This is a genomic window from Ruegeria sp. H4 (assembly GCF_056533065.1).
On the sequence record NZ_JBQFOC010000001.1, the window covers coordinates 2,223,951 to 2,243,806 of the forward strand.

Genomic DNA, 19,856 nt, shown 5'->3' on the forward strand with positions numbered 1-19,856 from the left:
TATAGTTGCTATGACTCGTCCCGACCCCATCTCTCTGACCACCGTATCGGCGGGTTTTATCCAAGATTGGCTGGACGCTCTGACATCGTGTTGCACCCCGCCGGAGATGTCCTCTCTGCTACGGCGCTCGGGCCTGCAACCCGGCCCAATGGCATCGACCCAGCGCGTTACGCTCGACGAGATCGCACAGCTCTATCAGTTAGCCGCGCCCGAGACCGGCGACGAGATGATGGGATTGTGGAGCCGCCCAATCCGCCCCCGCGCGCTGCAACATCTGGTGACCGTGCAGCGTGAGGCGGGCAGTCTGACTTCGGCCCTGTATCGGTTTACGACATTCTGGAACCTGTTGCTTGATGATTTCCGGCTGGTCCTGGATACCGCATCCGATCAGGTGGAGTTGAAGCTGATCCCCTATCTGGATCATACCCGACCGCAACGCTTTGGTCATATGCTATTGCTGAAACTGGCGCATGGACTTTTATCTTGGCTCAGCGGGGTGGAGACACCGGTCAAAGCTGTGAACTTTGCCTTTCCCCGTCCCGATTTTGCAGCCGACTATGCCGTGGTCTTCCCCTGCCCCGTCGAATTTGACGCACCGTATACAAGCATTTTATTTGATCCCAGCAAATTCAGCCGTCCGATTGCACGCAGTTCTACCGAAGCTTCGGTTTTTCTTCTGCGCGCGCCGCTTGATTGGATTTTCACCGGTTCACGCGCGCATACCTGCAGCCTGCGGGTCCGCGCCTTTCTATACAGCGCGTCCTGGCAAACCTGTCAGCTGCCGGATGCTGCCCTTGCCCTTCAGATGACACCCCGCACACTGAACCGGCGATTGAACGAGGAAGGCACATCCTTTCAGGATATCAAAGACGCTTTGCGCCGCGACATCGCCATACGTGCCTTGCTACAGGGACAAGATAGCATCGAGCAGATCGCCTATGAGACCGGCTTTTCCGCCCCAGCGAATTTTTACCGGGCTTTTCGGAAATGGACAAACCGGACCCCTGGGTCCTACAAGAAGCACACTCCATAAATGCGCTAACTTTCTTTACCCATCTGGCCCAGAACCAAAGGCTTTGCAACACACGTCCTGATCGGAACCACACGGTCGCGACGCTAAGTGCGCGACGCCTCGAACGCAGCCCAGGCTGTTTCAAAGGCTTCAAAATCAAATCCTGCTGCGCGTGCAGGGGCAAGGATCAGTTTTTCGGTTTCAAGCAATTTGAGGATTGCCTGTTCGAGCCGGTCCACAACCTCGGGCGGGATCACCAAAGCGCCGTGGCGGTCGGCGTGAACAAGATCGCCGTTCTGAATCTCAAGGCCGAATATGGACACCGGAGTACCGATTTCGCACACATGCACGAACCCATGGCTGGGTCCGATTGACCCAGCAACAACCGGGAAATCATCGGGCAGATCGCCAAGATCACGCATCACGCCATTGGTCAGCGCGCCGCTGATGCCGAACCCCTTATGGACGGTGGTGTTGATCTCGCCCCAATAGGCGCCAATGCAATCGGGATAGTCCAGATCCTCCACCACAGTAACAGCCGGGCCGGTCCCGGTTGCCATATGCCGATAATACTCCATCCGGCGTTTTCGGATCACCTCGGGCGATTCCGTAGGTGGGTTCACGGCGGCAATCTTTGCGGTGCGGGCATATCCGACCATGGGTTTCGCTTCAGGGTCAGAACACTGCATGGTCCCGCGGGTAAATGCGTTGAAGCCACGCTTGCCTTGCGCCACTTCGATTGCGTTGCAGACTGTCGGGGTATCGACCGATCTGAGCAGGTCCAAAAGGGTTTGTTTCATATCGCCTCCAACCAGCGGGTCAACGCCGCTGTTGTTCTCTCGGGTTGTTCCAATGTGGGCAGGTGGCCCGCATCTTCGATGATCTCAAACCGGCTTTGGGGCATCAGACTATGCATCAGCTCGTGGCGTGATACTGGGCACAGAGTGTCCTCTCGCCCGCATAGCACCAGCGCAGCGCCGTCATAGGCCCGCAAGGTCGCGCTTTGATCCGGACGATCTCGGAGTGCCTTGGACTGATTGACAAAAACCTCAGGCCCGAGGTCGGTTGCCATCTCCATGCAAAGGTCCAGAATAGCGCTGCGATTTGGCCCGTCAGTCAGATAGTTGGGCTTCATCTCCTCGGCCATTACCGCGCGCAACTGGCCACCCAAGACGACGTCGATCTGAGGTTGGCGTCTGGCTTTGACCTCGTCTTTTTCTGCCAAAGGGTTGGTGTCCAATAGGGCCAGCCCACAAATGCGGTCGGGAGCCTGACGCAGAACCTCCATCGCAACGATCCCGCCCATGGACAGCCCTGCTATGGCAAAGCGCGGGGGGGCGAAGGACAGTACTTCGGCAGCCAGCGCCTCCACCGTGTCGCTCGCGCCAATTGGGGCGGTTATGATTGGCCTGTGTCCTGACAACGCCGCGATCTGTGGCGCAAACAGGCGTGCATCGCACATCATACCCGGCAATAGAACAAGCGGGGTCATTTGAGCAGGGAAACCCCTTCGGACAGCGCCCCCAGCTTGGCATAGGCGATGTCGGGATCAACCGCGCCGAACCCGGCGAAGGTCCCAAAGCCGCAATCCGAGCCGGCCACCACACGATCAGCGCCAACGATATCAACAAAGCGTTGGGTACGTTGGGCGACCACTTCGGGGTGTTCGACGAAATTGGTCGTGGTATCGACCACGCCAGGCACCAGCACCTTGTCGTCCGGTATCTCATCCTTGCGGTCACGGAACACGGTCCATTCATGCGCGTGGCGCGGGTTCGAGGTTTCAAACAGCACATATCGCGATTTGGTGTTCATCAGCGTTGTGAACACCTTGTCCATGCCGATGTCACAGCAATGCGGCCCTTCGTAATTCCCCCAGCAAATATGCACGCGCACCTTGTCTGCGGGCACGTTCTGCAGCGCATGGTTCAGGGCTTCGACATGCATATCGGCAACCTTGACGAACTCTTCATCAGAAAGCTCGGTGAACAGCATGTGGCGAGACAGGGCCAAATCGGGGCAGTCCAGCTGCAGGTCCAAACCGGCAGCGACAATGGTCTCGTACTCGTCCTTCATCGCATCGGCGAGCGCGGACAGATAGGCCTCGCGCGTGGGGTAGAAATCATTTTGCAGGAATAGCGAGATCACGCCGGGGCTCGCTGCATTCATGAACCCGCGATCAACTCCATGCTGCGCCATTGCCGCCTTAAGGTTCGCTATATCTTTCTGCAACTCTCCCTGCCCTTTCGAGCGCACCTCGCCCACACACATAGGGCGCGCATATTGAGGGGTGCCGCCATCATCGGCCAGACGTTTCAAAAATCCTGGGAACATCTTCAGATCCGCTGGTGCGTTGCGAGGGCTATCCCCCGCAAATCCGGTGTAGCGGTCTTTGACATAGGTCGCGTATGAAATCTTCGAGGTTTCGCCATCCGACACGATGTCGACCCCAGCCTCGACCTGCTTGCGGACGGTTTCAGCCACCGCTGACGTCATGCACGCATCAAATTCGGCTTGGTCAAACTCTTTTGTATTCTCTCGTGCGAAAATGAAATCCACAACCTCCTGAGATCGCGGCAGAGACCCGACATGTGTTGTTTTGACGGTCATGAAACCTCCTTAAATCTTGTGTGCCATCAGCACCGTATGGCTTTGGGTTTCGGGATCTTTCGCCAGAAATCCGCTTAGGATCATCCCGTTATCTTCCAGACAGGCGGCATAGCCAGCCGGAGAAAGCGAGGCGTGGTAAACGAGTTCATCGCCAACGGTCCCTTGCGCCTCACCCGCGCTATGCCCCACAGTCAGCATCAACATACCGCCGCTGCGCAGATGGCGCGCCATTCGCGCAATGCAGGCTTTTTGTTCGTCCGCGGTTAGGTGGAAAAAGCTGTTCCAGGCAATAATCCCGTCGAACCTTTGGCTCAGCTCAAAATCCCGCATATCGGCCTGTAGCCAATCCCCTTTGGGCCAACGGCTGCGGGCGATTTCAAGCATAGCCTCAGAAAAATCAACACCCGTGACGTTAAACCCCTCGGCCATGAACCAACGCGCAATTGGCTCGCCCGCACCACACCCCAGGTCCAGCACATGACCACCGGGTTTCAGGTTGGCGGTGAAGCGCGCCAGCCAGCGCGCTTCGAACAGGGCCCGCGAGCGTTGCTCGTCATAGGCCCTGGCCTGCCGTTCATAGACGGCATGGGTATCGTCGGGGTTTACCGTCATCCGACCCAGGTGGCACCGGCCGGATCGTCGGTGGCTGTGATCCGGTACAGGCCCGCCTGCCCGGTCATGGACGGTGCGACGCTATAGGTTTCGCCGGGTAAGACCAGCGCGGTATCACCGTTGGACAATGTGGTCTCAACATCGTTGATCGCTATCCGCCAATGACCGCTTGCGGGCATCAGAACCACAGGTTTTTCAGCTTTCAACGGGCCGTTCACTGCCGATCCACGGGTCAGGAAATCGACCTCAAAACCCGGCTTATCTTTGATCAGACCGTTTTCGCCAATCACCACCGCAGGTTCATTGGCCGCCAAAGCCATCAGGTCCCAATACCGGGCGACATATTTGCCGATCACTTCCCCAACCGGAACCTCCGGGTAAGCCTTCAGTTCCTCTTCGGTCAGCAACGGCATAGGCTGCACGTTATGAGGAAGTTCCTCGCCTTTCTTGCTGTCGTACAGAACCCCGTTGTTGCCCAGCATCAAACCATGGGCTTGCGCATCCTCGATAACCTGAGGGGCCCATGTTACGCCTCCGCCCGCATCGTCGCCGCCAAGGATCGACATGATCATTCCATAATCCTGACCCACATTTTCAAACCCACGGAAGATGCCCGTTGGGATGTTGAAGATGTCGCCTTCCTCTGCGATGAACTCACCCGCCGTGCCATAGCGGCCCCAGAAGAACCGCCAACGGCCTTTGGCGACAAAGAACACCTCGGCCGTCGTGTGGCTGTGCAGCGAGTTGCGGCATTTCGGCGGTTGCCCCGCCGCGCCGATATTGAACCCGATCTTGTCGGTGATGTGGACATGCTGGTCCGGGCTTTCTGAAACACCACCGCCCACAATGGTAAAGTTCTCTTTCTGGTCCGAGCCCGGCGTATGTGCGTCAATGAACGCGGTTTTGCAGGGTTGCAACTCGCCATAGCGAACAATGCGGCTTTGAATTGTACTCATCTCTGTCTTCCTTTTGTTTGGGGTTTCTGGTTCAAAACCCCAAATCCGGGCGGGCGGTTATTTAACCGCCGCGCGCGCAGACTGGCCCGATGGGCGTGGTAGCGCCGCATCGACTGTCGTGCGTCCAGATTTGACATCAGATGTCGCATGTTACAGATCGCCGGTTTTCAAAAGAATTTGCTTCCAGACAGATGTTTCGTCGAACAGAGTGTATTCGCGGCGCAGGCCCCAGGGGCCGAACTCTGCATGGCTGATGCCAAGGATAAAGACCTCGGCACCGGTTGGTTTGCCAAACACGCCCCAGCCGTCATGCGTGCCGTGCAAGGTCCAGCGGATCGCCGCACGCGGAGGCATCATCGGGTCCTCTCGACCGATCTGATGCTGAATGGCGAATTCGGCATTTGGGAATGAGGCGCGCAGTCCCATCCAGAACCGATCTACCGGGCCCCAGCTGTGTCCAGTTACACCACCGGGATATTCCGACTGAACGGCCCGGTCGTATTCGGCCTCAACTGCGGCCATATCTGCGTTCATGATCCGGTTCAGGATATCGGCGTATTTCTCACCCCATTCGTTGTCATTGCCGCTGCCTTTGTACGGTCCCGGCTGCTCATTTAAAGGGGTATAGGGCTGCACACAGGCCTCGGGGCCGCCCTCACGCATGATCAAGTCGCGGGCATAGTCCTTGGGGTCCCAACCCATTTGCTGCACGATGGCGCTCTGATCCCGGATCAGCCATTCATCGTCGATCTTATTGTTGATCGCGTGACAATCAGCCAGGATACGATAGACCAGTTTCTTGCCTGTTGCATTGCCATAGACACCATTGCCCAAATGGGTCGCCGTCGAAATGATGCGATGCGACGACAACATCCCTTGTTCCGGCGTACCCGACCAGATGACATCTTCGCCCAGCAGCGTGCGGTCGGGAAATTCGGCCAGCGTTGCCATCGTGGCCGCAATCACGCCCTGATTGCCGACGACCACAGAACCGGGGGTGCGCACAACGATATCCGCACCGTAGTAGTCATGCAGCGTGGCAATGCCGCGATCTTCCCAGATCTCTTTGGTGATCCCGATAATATAGTCGGGAAAGTCTTTGAATTTGGGATCAAATCCCTTCATGTCTTCCATCCTTCAGGTATGCGGGCAGACCCGCGAATGATCAGCGGTCCGTCAATCTCAAGCTGCCTGGGTTCTATCTCCGGGTCGTCGATTTTGCTGAGCAATATGTCCACGGTTTCAGCCACCATGCGGTTGGCGGGCTGCCGGACCGTTGTCAGGTCATAGCTGGGCCAGGCCGCGACGGCGACATCGTCATACCCCACTACGGAAACGTCTTCAGGGATCTTCAAACCCAACTCGAACCTCAGCGTGTCCATCACGGCAATCGCCATATGGTCATTGGCCACAAAGACAGCATCGGGTGGGTCTGAGGCGAACATTCGGCGGGCGGCTTCTTTGGACTCTTCTGTACCAAAGTTGCCGATCTCGCGGCTGTGTAGTGTCACGCGTGCCTCGTTCAGAGCCGCGACAAACCCTGTCTCACGATCTCGCTGGGTCGAAGCGCCTTCCCACCCGGCGATGTAGCTGATTTTCTTGTGTCCGGCAGCCAACAAGAACTCGGCCACTTTCCGACCTCCGGCCAGATTGTCCGATGTCACTGACGACATGGACGGATCGTCCTGCCCCCGGTTGAACAGAACCATGGGCACCCCGGCTGACTGGCAGCGCGCAGACAGATCGGATGAAAGCGCAACCGAGGCGGCGATGATCCCGTCAACCTGAAAATCCAGAATTTCTCCGACAACCTTGTCTATGTTCTGAGCCGAGTTCGAGGCCATGAACACCAACGCATGATAGCCGCGCTCCTGCAACGTGTTGGTTAGCTTCTCAAGCGCTTCAGGATAGAACTGATTGTTCAGATACGCGACAACAAGCCCGATGATGCGGCTTTTGCCCGAGACCACCGCGCGGGCTAAAACATTGGGTCGATACCCCAATTGGTCCGCAGCTTTGCGGACTTTCGCAATGGTTTTTGCGGATGCGGACGCACCTGGCGTGAACACACGACTGACGGCGGACTGGCTTACACCGGCCAGTCGCGCGACATCCATCGATGTGACTTTTTGCACTGCCATCAATCCGCTGTCCAACCTCCATCCACCATCATAGATGTTCCGGTCACCAGCCCCGATGCATCCGAGGCCAGATAGACAACCGCGCCCATGATATCTTCGATTTCGCCCGGACGGCCCAGTTTGATCTTGTCGAGGATCCAGGCGCGCTTGTCCGGGTCATCGAAAGTCGGGCGCGTCAGATCGGTCAGAATGAAGGTCGGGCAGATTGTGTTGACGCGTATCTTTGCGGGTGCGAATTCCAACGCCATCGCCTTGCTGAACCCCTCGACCGCGAATTTCGATGCGCAATAGACCGCCCGCTCGCGCCCGCCGACATGGCCCATCTGGCTGGATATGTTGATCAGGGAACCGGGACGCCCTGCGGCCAACAGCCCTTTGGCCACGGCTTGCGTCAGAAAATAAGCGCCTTTGACGTTGATGTTCATCACCGCATCGAAATCTTCGGCATGTGTGTCGACCGCCTTGCTGTGGCGCGCCGAACCGGCAGAGTTCAGAAGGATGTCAAAGGGGCCATGTTCGGCCACGGCCGCAGTTGTCGCCTCGATATCGGTTACATCCAGTTCGAGCACTTTGGCAGACCACCCGCGCGCGGTCATATCTGCGGCGATCTCTTTCAGGGCATCTGTGCGGCGCGCAGCAAGGGTCACCTCGGCCCCGTGTTCGGCCAGTGCCACGGCGCAGGCTAGGCCTATGCCGGATGAGGCCCCGGCGACCAGTGCGTGTTTGCCGGTCAACTTGAAACTGGGTGTCGTGGGGAATTGAGCCATTTTAAACCTCGCCAACCGGGAATGGTATTTCACCCGGAACGCGGGCCTTGTTGAATTCGCGCAGACGCGCAAAGACGTCAACACCCAGCTGCCGATAGGCATCCAACAGGTCGACCAATACCCAATTTTCGCGGATCAAGCCATTCTCAAGCCGCCAGAAATCAAGCGATCGCAGACTGATCCGCCTATTCGACGGCGCGATACCCATCCACCCATCATGGGTGACGGTCTGGATCATGTTTGGCCAACCTGTCACGGCGGCGTAATCCGCATCTCCAAAGAAATGATACGTGATGTCGTCGACGTATTTTCCGCGATCCGGCATGCCGTTGAGAAACGGTATCTGATGCCAGTAGCGGAACCCGGCGATCCCGCGCCCGGTGCCGATTCCGGCGGGGCCGTACCAATTCATGCGTGGATGCCAGAACCGCTGCATCTCCATCACTTCTGGCCCACCCTGGCTTGGATGTTTCTTGAGATGGTCCAGCATGTCGATAATGTGATTACAGGAGGACTTCGACTGCGCCTCATTCCACGGGCCCGGTACGATACCATCCTGAGTTGCCGGGCCCGGCACGCAGAATTCCAGCCCCAAAGATGGAGCCATCGGCCAGGCCCTGGCCTGCATCATGACCTCGGGAATGTCCCAGATCGCCTGAAGCTCGACCACCTGACCATCGACGATCCGGTAGAATTCGTGGAACCGCATATGGGTCAAGTGACCTGTTGGCGGAATGTCCAGCCAAGGGGCGACAAAAGTGCCGTAGTAGTGGCCCCCGCACCCGATCCAGTCATCGCCATGTTCGGTGCACCCGCCAACTACGATCCAATCGCGCCGTTCCAGATCAGGCATCGCCTTCAACAGTGGCGCATGGCAGATCTGATACAGCGCCTGCGGCCCCTTAAGATCCCCGAAAGGATGCGGCATGTGAACCATGGCGTCCGGGGCAAACGCGCCGTTTAGCGTTGCCTGCACCCGCACATCATCAAAATCGTGCATCGCCGCACGAAGCGGCGCAATCAGCGCTTTGTTCGCTGAATGCACATCACTCATTCTGCGGCCTCGCGATAGGGTGCGCCTTCGCCATAGGGCACATTGATCCCGCCATAGCGGCGTACCCGGATGTTGCATTGCTCGGCATGACCCACAAAGCCTTCGAGCATACACAGGCGCGAGCCGAATTCGCCAATCATGGTCGCGGCCTCATCGGTTGTGACCTTCTGATAGCTGTGAGTTTTCATGAACTTACCGACCCAGAGACCACCGGTATAGCGCCCGGCTTTCTTGGTAGGCAGGGTATGGTTGGTGCCGATTACCTTATCGCCATTTGCCACATTGGTGCGCGGCCCGAGGAACAGCGCGCCATAGCAGGTCATGTTCTCCAGGAACCAGTCATCACGGTCTGTCATCACCTGCACGTGCTCGGACGCGATGTCATCTGCCACTTGCAGCATCTCGTCATACGTGTCGCAGACGATCACCTCGCCATACTCATCCCAGCTGACCCGCGCGGTGCCCGAGGTTGGCAGGATACCCAGAATGCGCTCAACCTCGGCCAGCGTATCTTCGGCCAGCTTGCGCGAATTGGTGAGCAATACACAGGGGCTGTTATATCCGTGCTCAGCCTGACCCAGCAGATCGGTCGCGCAAAGTTCCGCATCGGCGGCAGTTTCATCGGCGATGACCATAGTCTCGGTCGGCCCTGCGAACAGGTCGATACCCACACGGCCAAAGAGCTGACGTTTGGCTTCGGCGACAAATGCGTTGCCGGGGCCCACCAGCATATGCACAGGCTCGATCGTCTCAGTCCCGATCGCCATTGCACCGACGGCCTGGATACCGCCCATCACATAGATCTCATGCGCGCCACCCAGATGCATTGCCGCGATCACGGCTGCATTTGGTTTGCCATTGAACGGCGGGGTGCAGGCGATAATCCGTGGCACACCTGCCACCTTGGCTGTGGCCACCGACATATGCGCCGAGGCCACCATCGGGAACTTGCCGCCAGGCACATAGCAACCCACGGATTGAACCGGGATGTTCTTATGGCCAAGGATCACACCCGGTAGCGTCTCAACCTCGATATCCAGCATCGAATCCCGCTGCGCTTGCGCAAAGTTCGTCACCTGCTCTTGCGCAAACCTGATATCCGCCAGCTCGCGATCAGACAGCGAGGCGATCAGGTCATCGATCTGCTGCTGACTCAGGCGATAGCTTTCCGGCGAGTAATTGTCGAACTTCTCGGACAACTCGCGCACGGCCGCATCGCCGCGCGTTTCGATATCCTTCAACGTTGCCTCGACGACTGCGCGTGTTTTGGCGTCATCCTCTGCTCTGTCAGCTTCGGGTTTGCCGCGTTTGAGATATTCGATAGCCATTGTCCTGATCCTCAGTTGTCGGGCCGGGGCGGAATTCTCTCTCCCCGGTCGAATGTTTCCCAGCCCTGCCCGTTGAACAAATCAACGCCAAGCTGAGCAGCAACATGGGCGAAATCGACATTCACCCAATTGTCGACGATCTTGCCGTCGACGACTTTCCAGAAATCCATGTACCGGATTTCAACTCTTTTCCCTGTGGGGGCGATTCCCAGAAACTCACCGGAATGGGTGGCTTCCTGACGGCCAAAGGCGGCCGCCCATTCCCCCATGTAAAGACGCGCCTCATCAATGCAGGTCTTGTCCGAGAACGCGGCCTGAAACGGGCGCTGCCAGTTGTTCTGAAATTCCTGCAGGCCGATCTTGGTGCCGCAGCCCTGATTGCCCATCCAGCGGAAGCCTTGGGCGAAGAATTCGCCGATGTCGTCGATGCGGTGATCGTTCAGCCCGTCAACCATGCCTTCGATGACAGCGCGGGTTTCTTCGGTTTTGCTCATATCCGTGTTTTTGGTCAGCACGGCTTGTTCGGGGCGCGAACCCTTCATGTTTCTATTCCTTATTTGGTTGCCAAGAGGTTTTCTGCGTCAAATGGGAGGGTCAATGGGCTAGCAGAAAATCCCTGGGCATCCGGTTGAGTGCCGGGTGGCGCGCAACGGCGGTATGTCTTGCACTCGCGCTCATCAGCCCTTGACCGCCCCGGCGGTCAGGCCGCCGACAATCTGGCGCTGGAAGAACATGACCAGGATGAACAGAGGCACGGTGGCTGAAACCACTGCGGCGACCGCAAACATCACATTGCCTTCGGTTTGCGTGGTCCCGAGGAACGCCGCGATGGCGGGCACCATGGTGCGGTTGCTTTCAGACAGCAGCATCGCGCCGACGGCAAAGTCGTTATAGGCCAGCAGGAATGAGAACAGCCCCGTGGTAATCACACCCGGCCACATCACCGGAATGATCACGCGGCGGAACGCCTGGAATTGGTTGCAGCCATCAACCTTGGCACTTTCGTCCAACTCGCTTGGAATGTTCTTGAAGAAGGAATGCAACATCCACAGGGTGAACGGCTGGTTGATCGCCACCAGTACGATGATCGTGGTCGGTAGAATGCCCCAGATGTTCCATTCAAAGAACGGCAGCAGATACCCTGAAACCAGCGTGATCGGCGGCATGGCACGGAAGATTAGCGCGGTAATCAGCAACCAGAAGGTGTAATTGTAGGACGACCGCGACAGGGCATAACCTCCCAGCGTGCCAATCGTCAGCGAGATGGTTACCACAAAGAAACAGACGATCCCTGTGTTCAGAACATTGCGCCAGAACTCCTCTTGGATCCACGCGCCCTCGTACCCGGTGGTGGTAAAGGGCGAGCCATAGACAGCCTCAGTCCGGGCACCGGTTAGGGCATTGGTCCAATCTGCGATTGAGAAGAAATCAAGCTCAACCTTAAACGACCCCCATACCGTCCACAGGAACGGAAAGGCCGCTAGGACAAACCAAAGGAGCACGAACAGGGACGAGGCGACCCGAAGGCTTGTTGGCATTCTTTGTGCGCGACTGGCCATGTTATCGTGCTCCTTTAAAGTCGCGCCAGGTGCGGACAAGCACGGGCGACAGAAGAATGGCGACGCCGATTATCGTCATCACAGAGGTTGCGGCGGCAGATGAGAGCTGGCGGGTTTCACCGCCAAGGTCATCAAATATGAAGGTACTGAGAGATTGCGCGTGTGCCTGAGCGCTGAAGCCGATGATTGGTTCAAACACCTTGAAGTTATCCATCAGCTGGATCAGAGCCACAAACGTGACCAGAGGCATCAGGTGCGGGACGACCACGAACTTGACCTGTTGCCAGCGGGTTGCGCCATCAATCTGTGCAGCTTCGATCTGATCCTGTGGCAGCGTTTGCAGCCCGGCATAGAACACGACGAAGGCAAATGGGGCCGAGCTCCAGACGCCATAAACCATCAAGGCCACCCACATCAGCCCGGTCGAGGCCTTGAGGCTGAAATTCGGGTCTCCTGCCATGTACACAAGGGCGTTTCCGATGACACCGCGACTGTCGATCATCCAGAACAGGATCAGCGAACCGATCAGCGGAGTGACGATCATGGGCAGAAGAGAGAAGAAGATCATCAGCCCTTTGAGGTGCCGATGCAACGAATTCACAGCCAGTGCAATGACCAGACCCAGCAGGATCGTCAGCGGCGTTACAATGAAGGTAAACGTCAGCGTAAACGCCATTGCACGATAGAATGGCAGGTTACCTAGGTCCGAGAAAAAGCCGCCAAAAGTCTCATTGGCCGCCCACATCTGGCTGATTTCCTGGATCGCCAGGTGACCGCGGTCAAAATAGATGCCCAGCCCAACAAACCGACCCAAAGGTTGAGCCTCCCGCAGGGCGGCAGTGGCCTCTTGGTCGATGGTCGTTTCTGTTGTGCAGCCGATCAGCGGTGTACAGTTTTCTACTTCCAACAGAACGGCGGGATGTGGTGCAAAGATCGATTGGATCACGACCGACACGATGGGCATCGCGATGAACAGCAACATCGCAAGTCCTGTGGGCAGGAAGAACCAAAGGAATGTCTTATGGCGCATGTCGCAATCCTTGCATCGGTGTGTTTGTGCGGGCGGCTACCAGAGGCGCCCGCACAAGCTGCGTTTTACTGCAGGTAGCCTTGCTCGATGGCTGCGGCGCGATAGGCGGCCTCGACATCGGCGAGGGCCTGTTCAGCGCTTTCCTTGCCCTGCATGAAGTCGGCCAGTTCGTTGCCAAGCGCACTGTGCATCAGACCCATGTACGGCAGCATCGGATAGGCGGGTGTGCCCATTTTAGCCGCTGCAAACACGCCTTCTGCATCAGCAGCGGGCTCGTAGCCTTCGATCAGCCAAACCGCCAGCGGCGTGGTCTCATCATTCAGCATGTCCGGACGGATGCCGTGTTTCATGGCGATGAAGGTGGCCTCGGCCTCTTCATCCGAGATGTTCTTGCCGACGGTCCAGCCATCCCACCATAGGGTCGATGCCGGGGTTTCCCCGCCGCCCACTGTCAGCGGTGCACCAATTGCGTGACCATCGATCACCTCTTGCAGCACGCCTTCGGTGGTGGTCTGCTGCGAGGCACGCGATCCCCACATGTTCATGATCGCAACGTTGCCGGCGCGGTATTCAGCGTTGGTGGCGTTGGAATCATGGGTCAGGAAGTCGGGATTCATGTATTCCGACAGCGCCTTCATCATGTTCAGCGCATTCACACCAGCCTCAGAATTCACATTGGGCTCGGCTGTGCCGGGCTGGAAGTGCTGACCGCCATAGCCAAGGAACATGTTGTTGAATTCCTGCGCCAGGTTCCAACCGGATTGGTAAGCACCGCCAACAGGGTTCTGCATGATGCCCTGCTCACGAATGGCCTCGGCCACCTCAAGCAGTTCCTCATAGGTCGTCGGCACTTCGACACCCGCTTGCTCCAGCACGTCCTTGCGGTACATCAGGTGCTGCGCGTTCGCCATGAAGGCGACGGCCATGATGTCATCGCCGATCTTGATCAGCTGTCCCGGCTGCAGATCCTGACCATGCTTTTCCACCAGATCGTTCAGCGGACGAATGACATCTTCGTTCATCAAAGCCACAATCGAGCTGTTGGCGATAATGGCGCTTGTGTATTCCGACGGGTTGCCCGAAAGACCAGCCACGTTGATCGTCTGGTGCTCGGATGTCAGGTTGGATTCAACCGACGCGCCGGTACATTCCTTGGCACCGGCCGCAACCGCCTGAATGGCCGCAAATTCGTTGCCAACAATGTTGACCCGACCGCCGATTTCGCAGGCATATCCTGCGCTTGCGGCAAAGGCGGCGACTGAGCCAGCCAATGCAATTCTCTTTAGAAACATGAGTATTCCTCCCTAGATGGAATGGGTGCATCTTCGAAGTCTGCACCCGGGTTTGACCCGTCGTTGCGGGCTTGATTTCACCGTTTAGCCGGTCAGGCGCGCACCTGTTTGTGCATCGAACAGATGGCAGTGATCGGTATGGATGTGGATCGAAACCTGATCGTCGATTTCAGCCCGATAGGTCTTGTCAGCCTTGACCGAGACCAGCGCACCACCGATCCGAACCGAGACCATGGTGCTGTCGCCCAAAAGCTCTTGCGTGTAGATTGGCGCGTTGATCTCACCGCCGCTTTCCACAACATTTGCGTCTTCGGCGCGAAAACCCAGTGTGATGGGGCCATCAGGCGCGTTCAGCCCGTGCACCTCGGTGCTTTGGGCGCGGAACACGCCGCCCTGAACCTCACCATCGACAAGGTTCATCGCCGGGTTGCCGATAAAGCTGGCCACAAATGTGTTGGCGGGTTCATCGTAGATATCGGTGGGTGAGCCAACCTGCTGAACCACACCCTGCTTCATGATCACCACGCGATCCGCCAGCGTCATCGCCTCAATCTGGTCGTGGGTCACGTAGATGGTGGTGACTGCAAGCTCATGGCTCAGGTTCTTGATCTGAGCGCGCGTCGAAACGCGCAGCTTGGCGTCAAGGTTCGACAGCGGCTCATCCATCAGGAACACGTTCGGCTCCCGCACAATAGCACGCGCCAGGGCAACCCGTTGACGCTGACCACCGGACAGTTCGGCCGGTTTGCGGTGCAGGAAATCGTCCAACTCAACCATCGCCGAAGCGCGACGCACCTTTTCATCATGGGTGGCGGGGTCAATGCCGCGAACTTTCAGCGGAAAGCGAATGTTCTCATAGACATTCATGTTCGGATAGAGCGCATAAGACTGGAACACCATGGCGACATCACGGTCCTTGGGCTCCATGTCATTGACGCGTGCACCGTCAATCAGAATGTCACCTTCGCTGGCATCTTCAAGCCCTGCAATCATGCGCATGGTCGTGGTTTTGCCACATCCTGACGGGCCAAGAAGAACCAGAAACTCCTTGTCGGCAATTGTCAGATCAAAATTGTCCACGCCGACAAATGATCCCCAACGTTTACCGACATTGCGAAGTTGGATTTCGGCCATTCTGTCCTCCCTTGCGCATTCATTGTGCATACGCTTGCAGAAGCATAGACATTCAGAAAAGCCTATGGCAAGCTTTTTTTGCATGCGAATGCAAACTCTGTGGACAGCACCACCAAGCCCTCATTAACACATTGAAAGATAACAGAATGCCATATGAATCCGAGAAGAAACTCGTCCTCGGTTTTTACGAAGCGCTGAGTCGATGCGAGGACGCAACCGTCGTGGGAACACTCTCAAGATACTGCGCTGACGGGCTTGTTTGGCGGGGATTCCACCCCTTCAACGAACTACAGGGAATCGATGAAGTCGCCCGTGCATTCTGGCAACCACTCAGCGCCAGCCTGACCGGTTTACAGCGCCGAATGGATGTGTTCATGGCAGGCGCAAACGAGATCGACGGGTTCAACTCGGTTTGGGTCGTCTCAATGGGTCATCTGATGGGCTTGTTCGACACAAGCTGGCTGGGCATCCCGCCCACCGGCAAGATGGCCTTTCTGCGATATTGCGAGTTCAACAGGGTTGAGAACGGCAAAATCACCGAAACAGCGATGTATTTCGACATCCCTCATCTGATGATGCAGGCCGGTCTGCACCCCTTCCCGCCGCAAACCGCCGCCCAATTGGTTCAGCCGGGACCGATGACACATGATGGCCTGATGTTCGGCCCGCAGCCCACCGAAGAAGGCAACCGGACCCTTGCCATAATCAACGCAATGATCTCCGATCTTGGCCGTTGGGACAGCGGCCTGAGCCTTGAGGACGAGCTGCGCCGCACATGGTGTGAGGATATGATCTGGTGGGGCCCCTCTGGCATCGGCGCGACTTACACGATCGAACGCTATGCGAAACAACATGCAGGACCGTTCCGGGCATCGTTCGCTGAGCGTTCCAAGACCAATCACATCTGCCGTATGGCTGAAGGGCACTATGGTGGGTTCTTTGGCTGGCCGAACTTCACTGCACGTCCCACCGGCGGTTTCATGGGCATGCCTGCGACCGATAAGGCGGGTGAGTTCCGGGTGATCGACATCTATCGGCGCTCCGGGGATAAACTGGCCGAAAACTGGATATTCATCGACCTTCTTCACTTCTGGAAGCAACAAGGGGTCGATATTCTGGCCCGAATGGCCGAGGTGCCCAGAACATGACCGATTGGATCGACGCCCATCATCATCTTTGGGACCTGAGCGCTGTCCACTATCCCTGGCTTATGGCGCGCGGGGTGAAACGGTTCTTTGGCGACCCGACACCTATTCAGCGCGACTATCTGTTATCCGAATTCCGGTCGGAGGCCGCAGATTGCGGTATTCGCGCCTCGGTTCATATTCAGGTGGGCGCTGAAAGCGGGTTACAGGAAGCCCGGTGGGTGCAATCCGTCGCTGATGCCAATCCCGACTGGCCCATGGCGCAGGTGGTGTTTTGTGATCTCATCTCAGCGGATTTGTCTACGCAACTGGATACGTTTCAGACCTTGCCGACGGTCCGGGGTGTTCGCCAAATCATTGGACGCGCGCCAGGAGAGGATGCGCAGACCGGCACCAACACTCTGCTGGATCACCCTGGCTTTTTGAGTGGCCTGACAGAGGCCGGTCAGCGTGACCTCAGCTTTGACCTGCAGCTTATTCCCGAGCTGATGGACAAGACCGCCCGCGTGTTGGAACAAGCGCCTGACACACCTGTCGCCCTTTGCCACGCAGGATCACCCCATGACCGAAGCTCGGCCGGTCTGAAGGACTGGGCCCAGAGACTGCGCAGCCTGTCCGAGCTACCCCATGTCACCTGCAAACTATCTGGATTGGGAATGTTCGATCATGGCTGCACCGTTGATGGCATTCGTCCGATTGTTGAAGAATGTCTGGATCAATTCGGACCCAAGCGGGTCATGTTCGGGTCGAACTTCCCCGTCGATAAGCTTTACGGCGACTACGCCACGTTGATGCGGGCATATCAGAAGCTGATCCCAGTCGACGCGCATGCGCCCGTATTTCGGGACACAGCCGCGCACTTCTATGGTCTTGATACGTCGGCCAAATGAACTTCCTGTATGAAACAACGGGGTCAGAATGGGCCGACTTTAAGGGGCCTATGCACGATGCCCAGCACGATCCAAGCTTAAGTTTCACAATGGATGTGAGTTAGAAAGCAGTCGGGTTTCATTTGTCTTCTGAACCTGGGATTTTAGGGGTTCTCTGCTTCTGCAACACCACCAGCCGTCACATCCCATTCAAACAGTGCAACTATAGTCGTTCTATGCCACAAAACGGCCAACTCCTCGAACACAAGGAATTCTAATGAACACCTTCAAAGCTGTTGTTTTTGATTGGGCAGGAACCATGGTCGATTTTGGCTCCTTCGCGCCCATGGGTGTATTTGTCAAAGCATTCGCTCAATTCGGTATCGAGGCAACAATTGAACAGGCCCGCGCACCGATGGGCGCACCGAAATGGGATCACATTCGTCAGATGATGGACATGCCCGACATCGCTGCTCAGTGGGAAAGTCAATATGGTGCTGCGCCCTCTGATATAGATGTCGACAAAGTTTATGAGGTTTTTGTGCCCATGAATGAAAAGGTCGCTGCAGATTACGCTGATCTTGTACCGGGCGGAAAAACTGCAATTGATGAGCTACGTGCCATGGGCCTGAAGATCGGCTCGACCACAGGCTATACGCGCTCCATCATGGAGCACGTGCTCCCTGTTGCGGCACGTCAGGGGTACTCACCCGACAATCTGGTGTGTTCAGACGACTTACCCGAAGGTCGCCCCGGCCCTCTGGGCATGTACAAATGCATGGTTGATCTGGTGGCCTACCCACCTTCGGCGATCATCAAAGTTGACGATACCGAACCGGGTATCAAGGAAGGCGTTGCAGCCGGTTGTGTCACTGTCGGAGTATCCCTTTCGGGCAATGCTGTCGGCAAAACGGCGGAAGAGTTGAATGCGCTATCCGATGCAGAAGTCGATCATCTTCGCGTTCAGGCGACCAAGATCCTCACGGACGCCGGGGCCAACTATGTCATCGACACAGTTGCTGATTTGCCAGCATTGGTCAGGCAGCTAAGCAGCTCCGCTTAGCATGAAGTCAATCGGTGCGGCCCCACTGTCATGCGTTCACTACTGTTTTACGCAGCATCAGTGAGGCCATCTGATCCAGATCATCGTCGTTGACCGCGCAGGCCGCGTTTTGGGCCATACCAATATTGGCAGGGTTCCGCATTTCGGTCGCCAAGGCCTCCACTGTCACGCTGGCGCATTCTGCTGGCAGATCTGGCGATATCTGGCACCTGCGCATCAGGTTCGATAAAGCCTCTGGCAAAGCCTCGGCGCTTTCTGCTGCTCCCATCGCCTTCGCTGTGCGCGCATAGTTTTCAGCACCTTCAGGATGTGCAACCAGCCACGGCAGGCTGGCCTCTAACGCCAGACCCGTCGCCAGCCCATGATGGATACGCACCAAAGACCCCAGAGCGTGGCTGATATTGTGGCCCATATGCGTGTTGCAGTTGTGCAGCGCAAGACCCGCAACCATACTGGCCCAAAGAACACGTCCGCGTGCCTCAAGGTCGGTGCCGTCTGCCACGACCCGCGGCAAGGCATCGGTTAGAATACGAAGCGCTTCCAAACCGTAAAGCTGGCCTGCCGGGCTGGTGTTGCGCGCTGTTGCACCCTCAAGCGCATGCGCAACAGCATCTATGCCAGTCCAAGCTGTGAGGGTCGCTGGCAAGCTAAGCGTCAGTTCAGGATCCAGCACGGCCTGCGCGAACATAAGTTCTTCGCCCCAGAACCAAGTCTTGCTGCCATCTGCCTGCGATATAACCGACGTTCTAGTCACCTCTGAACCGGTACCGGCGGTCGTCGGGATCGCTATTGCCGGGATGCCACCTGCGGGCAACGGCTGAGCCGCCAGCGCAAACTCGGCAGCAGTTCGACCGGACCGGGCTATCGCAGCCACCAGTTTGGCTGCATCCATCGCCGCACCGCCGCCGAGGCCAACAACCACACCGGCCTCAATATCGCGTGCACGCGCACTCAGACTATCCACCAACGCTTCTTTTGGCTCACCGGACACATTGGCTGCCAAATCAAAGGCAATGCCCTCGGCAGACAACCCTTTGGTCAGCTTTTCGGTAGCCCCGATTTCAGCAAGAAAGGCGTCGCATACAATCAGCACCGGACCGCCACCCAACTCGCTGACGATTTTGGGTACTTTCGCAATCCTGCCCGCACCGAAAGTTGCCGGAGGAACCCGGCCTACGTTGAATGGTGGCATATGCATCTCCTGCCGTCTGTGTTTCCAACAGAGTGTAACGACGCACCTTCATCTGGGTAGAAAGAAACGACACAGATGTACCTGAACCGACA

Annotated in this window: 20 protein-coding genes; 4 read left to right on the forward strand and 16 right to left on the reverse strand. The window is 57.2% G+C overall.

Going from position 1 to position 19,856, the window contains the following annotated elements:
- Window positions 1-10 precede the first annotated feature (10 nt).
- Complete coding sequence (locus ACR0KG_RS10845) at window positions 11-1,033, forward strand: AraC family transcriptional regulator (RefSeq protein ID WP_480549725.1); 1,023 nt, start codon at window positions 11-13, stop codon at window positions 1,031-1,033.
- An 83-nt stretch (window positions 1,034-1,116) separates the two neighbouring features.
- Here the strand turns inward: ACR0KG_RS10845 and ACR0KG_RS10850 are convergent, their stop codons facing one another.
- From ACR0KG_RS10850 to ACR0KG_RS10920, 15 genes are all read right to left on the reverse strand, one after another.
- Window positions 1,117-1,812 (reverse strand): RraA family protein, encoded by a 696-nt coding sequence (locus ACR0KG_RS10850; protein WP_480544605.1) that lies wholly within the window; start codon window positions 1,810-1,812, stop codon window positions 1,117-1,119.
- Window positions 1,809-2,504: an alpha/beta fold hydrolase gene (locus ACR0KG_RS10855; protein ID WP_480549727.1), complete on the reverse strand. Its 696-nt coding sequence runs from the start codon at window positions 2,502-2,504 to the stop codon at window positions 1,809-1,811. Before ACR0KG_RS10855 ends, ACR0KG_RS10850 begins: the two co-directional genes overlap by 4 nt.
- The gene (locus tag ACR0KG_RS10860) at window positions 2,501-3,622 is read right to left on the reverse strand and encodes a cobalamin-independent methionine synthase II family protein (protein ID WP_480827254.1); all 1,122 of its coding nucleotides are present in this window, start codon (window positions 3,620-3,622) and stop codon (window positions 2,501-2,503) included. Before ACR0KG_RS10860 ends, ACR0KG_RS10855 begins: the two co-directional genes overlap by 4 nt.
- 9 nt (window positions 3,623-3,631) lie before the next feature.
- Complete coding sequence (locus ACR0KG_RS10865) at window positions 3,632-4,234, reverse strand: class I SAM-dependent DNA methyltransferase (RefSeq protein WP_480827255.1); 603 nt, start codon at window positions 4,232-4,234, stop codon at window positions 3,632-3,634.
- On the reverse strand, window positions 4,231-5,190 hold the full coding sequence (locus ACR0KG_RS10870) for a cupin domain-containing protein (protein WP_480549733.1): 960 nt from the start codon (window positions 5,188-5,190) through the stop codon (window positions 4,231-4,233). The genes ACR0KG_RS10865 and ACR0KG_RS10870 overlap by 4 nt, the downstream gene beginning before the upstream one ends.
- A 150-nt stretch (window positions 5,191-5,340) precedes the next feature.
- Window positions 5,341-6,315, reverse strand: a complete 975-nt coding sequence (locus tag ACR0KG_RS10875) for a nuclear transport factor 2 family protein (RefSeq protein ID WP_480544597.1) — start codon at window positions 6,313-6,315, stop codon at window positions 5,341-5,343.
- Window positions 6,312-7,331 (reverse strand): LacI family DNA-binding transcriptional regulator, encoded by a 1,020-nt coding sequence (locus ACR0KG_RS10880; RefSeq protein ID WP_480544596.1) that lies wholly within the window; start codon window positions 7,329-7,331, stop codon window positions 6,312-6,314. Before ACR0KG_RS10880 ends, ACR0KG_RS10875 begins: the two co-directional genes overlap by 4 nt.
- Complete coding sequence (locus ACR0KG_RS10885; RefSeq protein ID WP_480549735.1) at window positions 7,331-8,098, reverse strand: SDR family NAD(P)-dependent oxidoreductase; 768 nt, start codon at window positions 8,096-8,098, stop codon at window positions 7,331-7,333. The genes ACR0KG_RS10880 and ACR0KG_RS10885 overlap by 1 nt, the downstream gene beginning before the upstream one ends.
- A gap of 1 nt (window position 8,099) precedes the next feature.
- Complete coding sequence (locus tag ACR0KG_RS10890) at window positions 8,100-9,152, reverse strand: ester cyclase (protein ID WP_480827256.1); 1,053 nt, start codon at window positions 9,150-9,152, stop codon at window positions 8,100-8,102.
- Window positions 9,149-10,480: a histidinol dehydrogenase gene (gene hisD / locus ACR0KG_RS10895; RefSeq protein WP_480827257.1), complete on the reverse strand. Its 1,332-nt coding sequence runs from the start codon at window positions 10,478-10,480 to the stop codon at window positions 9,149-9,151. Before hisD ends, ACR0KG_RS10890 begins: the two co-directional genes overlap by 4 nt.
- An 11-nt stretch (window positions 10,481-10,491) precedes the next feature.
- Complete coding sequence (locus ACR0KG_RS10900) at window positions 10,492-11,022, reverse strand: ester cyclase (RefSeq protein WP_480827258.1); 531 nt, start codon at window positions 11,020-11,022, stop codon at window positions 10,492-10,494.
- 135 nt (window positions 11,023-11,157) lie between these two features.
- Window positions 11,158-12,039, reverse strand: a complete 882-nt coding sequence (locus ACR0KG_RS10905) for a carbohydrate ABC transporter permease (RefSeq protein ID WP_170535375.1) — start codon at window positions 12,037-12,039, stop codon at window positions 11,158-11,160.
- 1 nt (window position 12,040) lies between these two features.
- On the reverse strand, window positions 12,041-13,069 hold the full coding sequence (locus tag ACR0KG_RS10910; RefSeq protein ID WP_480549743.1) for a carbohydrate ABC transporter permease: 1,029 nt from the start codon (window positions 13,067-13,069) through the stop codon (window positions 12,041-12,043).
- A gap of 65 nt (window positions 13,070-13,134) precedes the next feature.
- Complete coding sequence (locus ACR0KG_RS10915; protein WP_480549745.1) at window positions 13,135-14,361, reverse strand: ABC transporter substrate-binding protein; 1,227 nt, start codon at window positions 14,359-14,361, stop codon at window positions 13,135-13,137.
- A gap of 84 nt (window positions 14,362-14,445) precedes the next feature.
- Window positions 14,446-15,495 carry an ABC transporter ATP-binding protein gene (locus ACR0KG_RS10920; protein ID WP_170535381.1) on the reverse strand — a complete coding sequence of 350 codons (1,050 nt, stop codon included), beginning with the start codon at window positions 15,493-15,495 and terminating at the stop codon, window positions 14,446-14,448.
- Window positions 15,496-15,641: 146 nt separating this feature from the next.
- Between ACR0KG_RS10920 and ACR0KG_RS10925 the strand changes: the two genes are divergently transcribed.
- The 3 genes from ACR0KG_RS10925 (at window position 15,642) to phnX (ending at window position 18,572) form a co-directional block, all read left to right on the forward strand.
- Window positions 15,642-16,643, forward strand: a complete 1,002-nt coding sequence (locus ACR0KG_RS10925) for a nuclear transport factor 2 family protein (protein WP_480827259.1) — start codon at window positions 15,642-15,644, stop codon at window positions 16,641-16,643.
- Window positions 16,640-17,530 (forward strand): amidohydrolase family protein, encoded by an 891-nt coding sequence (locus ACR0KG_RS10930; protein WP_480827260.1) that lies wholly within the window; start codon window positions 16,640-16,642, stop codon window positions 17,528-17,530. Before ACR0KG_RS10925 ends, ACR0KG_RS10930 begins: the two co-directional genes overlap by 4 nt.
- 256 nt (window positions 17,531-17,786) lie before the next feature.
- On the forward strand, window positions 17,787-18,572 hold the full coding sequence (gene phnX / locus ACR0KG_RS10935) for a phosphonoacetaldehyde hydrolase (protein WP_480827261.1): 786 nt from the start codon (window positions 17,787-17,789) through the stop codon (window positions 18,570-18,572).
- 28 nt (window positions 18,573-18,600) lie between these two features.
- On the opposite strand, the gene ACR0KG_RS10940 is transcribed toward phnX, so the two are convergent.
- A complete protein-coding gene (locus tag ACR0KG_RS10940; RefSeq protein WP_480827262.1) occupies window positions 18,601-19,764 on the reverse strand; it encodes an iron-containing alcohol dehydrogenase in 1,164 nt (387 codons plus the stop codon).
- Window positions 19,765-19,856 lie beyond the last annotated feature (92 nt).

What these genes read in the sequence shown, in the direction of transcription:
- ACR0KG_RS10845 (WP_480549725.1), top strand. Translation starts at nt 11, where the DNA reads ATGACTCGTCCCGACCCCATCTCTCTGACCACCGTATCGGCGGGTTTT.
- ACR0KG_RS10850 (WP_480544605.1), bottom strand. Translation starts at nt 1,812, where the DNA reads ATGAAACAAACCCTTTTGGACCTGCTCAGATCGGTCGATACCCCGACA.
- ACR0KG_RS10855 (WP_480549727.1), bottom strand. Translation starts at nt 2,504, where the DNA reads ATGACCCCGCTTGTTCTATTGCCGGGTATGATGTGCGATGCACGCCTG.
- ACR0KG_RS10860 (WP_480827254.1), bottom strand. Translation starts at nt 3,622, where the DNA reads ATGACCGTCAAAACAACACATGTCGGGTCTCTGCCGCGATCTCAGGAG.
- ACR0KG_RS10865 (WP_480827255.1), bottom strand. Translation starts at nt 4,234, where the DNA reads ATGACGGTAAACCCCGACGATACCCATGCCGTCTATGAACGGCAGGCC.
- ACR0KG_RS10870 (WP_480549733.1), bottom strand. Translation starts at nt 5,190, where the DNA reads ATGAGTACAATTCAAAGCCGCATTGTTCGCTATGGCGAGTTGCAACCC.
- ACR0KG_RS10875 (WP_480544597.1), bottom strand. Translation starts at nt 6,315, where the DNA reads ATGAAGGGATTTGATCCCAAATTCAAAGACTTTCCCGACTATATTATC.
- ACR0KG_RS10880 (WP_480544596.1), bottom strand. Translation starts at nt 7,331, where the DNA reads ATGGCAGTGCAAAAAGTCACATCGATGGATGTCGCGCGACTGGCCGGT.
- ACR0KG_RS10885 (WP_480549735.1), bottom strand. Translation starts at nt 8,098, where the DNA reads ATGGCTCAATTCCCCACGACACCCAGTTTCAAGTTGACCGGCAAACAC.
- ACR0KG_RS10890 (WP_480827256.1), bottom strand. Translation starts at nt 9,152, where the DNA reads ATGAGTGATGTGCATTCAGCGAACAAAGCGCTGATTGCGCCGCTTCGT.
- hisD (WP_480827257.1), bottom strand. Translation starts at nt 10,480, where the DNA reads ATGGCTATCGAATATCTCAAACGCGGCAAACCCGAAGCTGACAGAGCA.
- ACR0KG_RS10900 (WP_480827258.1), bottom strand. Translation starts at nt 11,022, where the DNA reads ATGAAGGGTTCGCGCCCCGAACAAGCCGTGCTGACCAAAAACACGGAT.
- ACR0KG_RS10905 (WP_170535375.1), bottom strand. Translation starts at nt 12,039, where the DNA reads ATGGCCAGTCGCGCACAAAGAATGCCAACAAGCCTTCGGGTCGCCTCG.
- ACR0KG_RS10910 (WP_480549743.1), bottom strand. Translation starts at nt 13,069, where the DNA reads ATGCGCCATAAGACATTCCTTTGGTTCTTCCTGCCCACAGGACTTGCG.
- ACR0KG_RS10915 (WP_480549745.1), bottom strand. Translation starts at nt 14,361, where the DNA reads ATGTTTCTAAAGAGAATTGCATTGGCTGGCTCAGTCGCCGCCTTTGCC.
- ACR0KG_RS10920 (WP_170535381.1), bottom strand. Translation starts at nt 15,495, where the DNA reads ATGGCCGAAATCCAACTTCGCAATGTCGGTAAACGTTGGGGATCATTT.
- ACR0KG_RS10925 (WP_480827259.1), top strand. Translation starts at nt 15,642, where the DNA reads ATGCCATATGAATCCGAGAAGAAACTCGTCCTCGGTTTTTACGAAGCG.
- ACR0KG_RS10930 (WP_480827260.1), top strand. Translation starts at nt 16,640, where the DNA reads ATGACCGATTGGATCGACGCCCATCATCATCTTTGGGACCTGAGCGCT.
- phnX (WP_480827261.1), top strand. Translation starts at nt 17,787, where the DNA reads ATGAACACCTTCAAAGCTGTTGTTTTTGATTGGGCAGGAACCATGGTC.
- ACR0KG_RS10940 (WP_480827262.1), bottom strand. Translation starts at nt 19,764, where the DNA reads ATGCCACCATTCAACGTAGGCCGGGTTCCTCCGGCAACTTTCGGTGCG.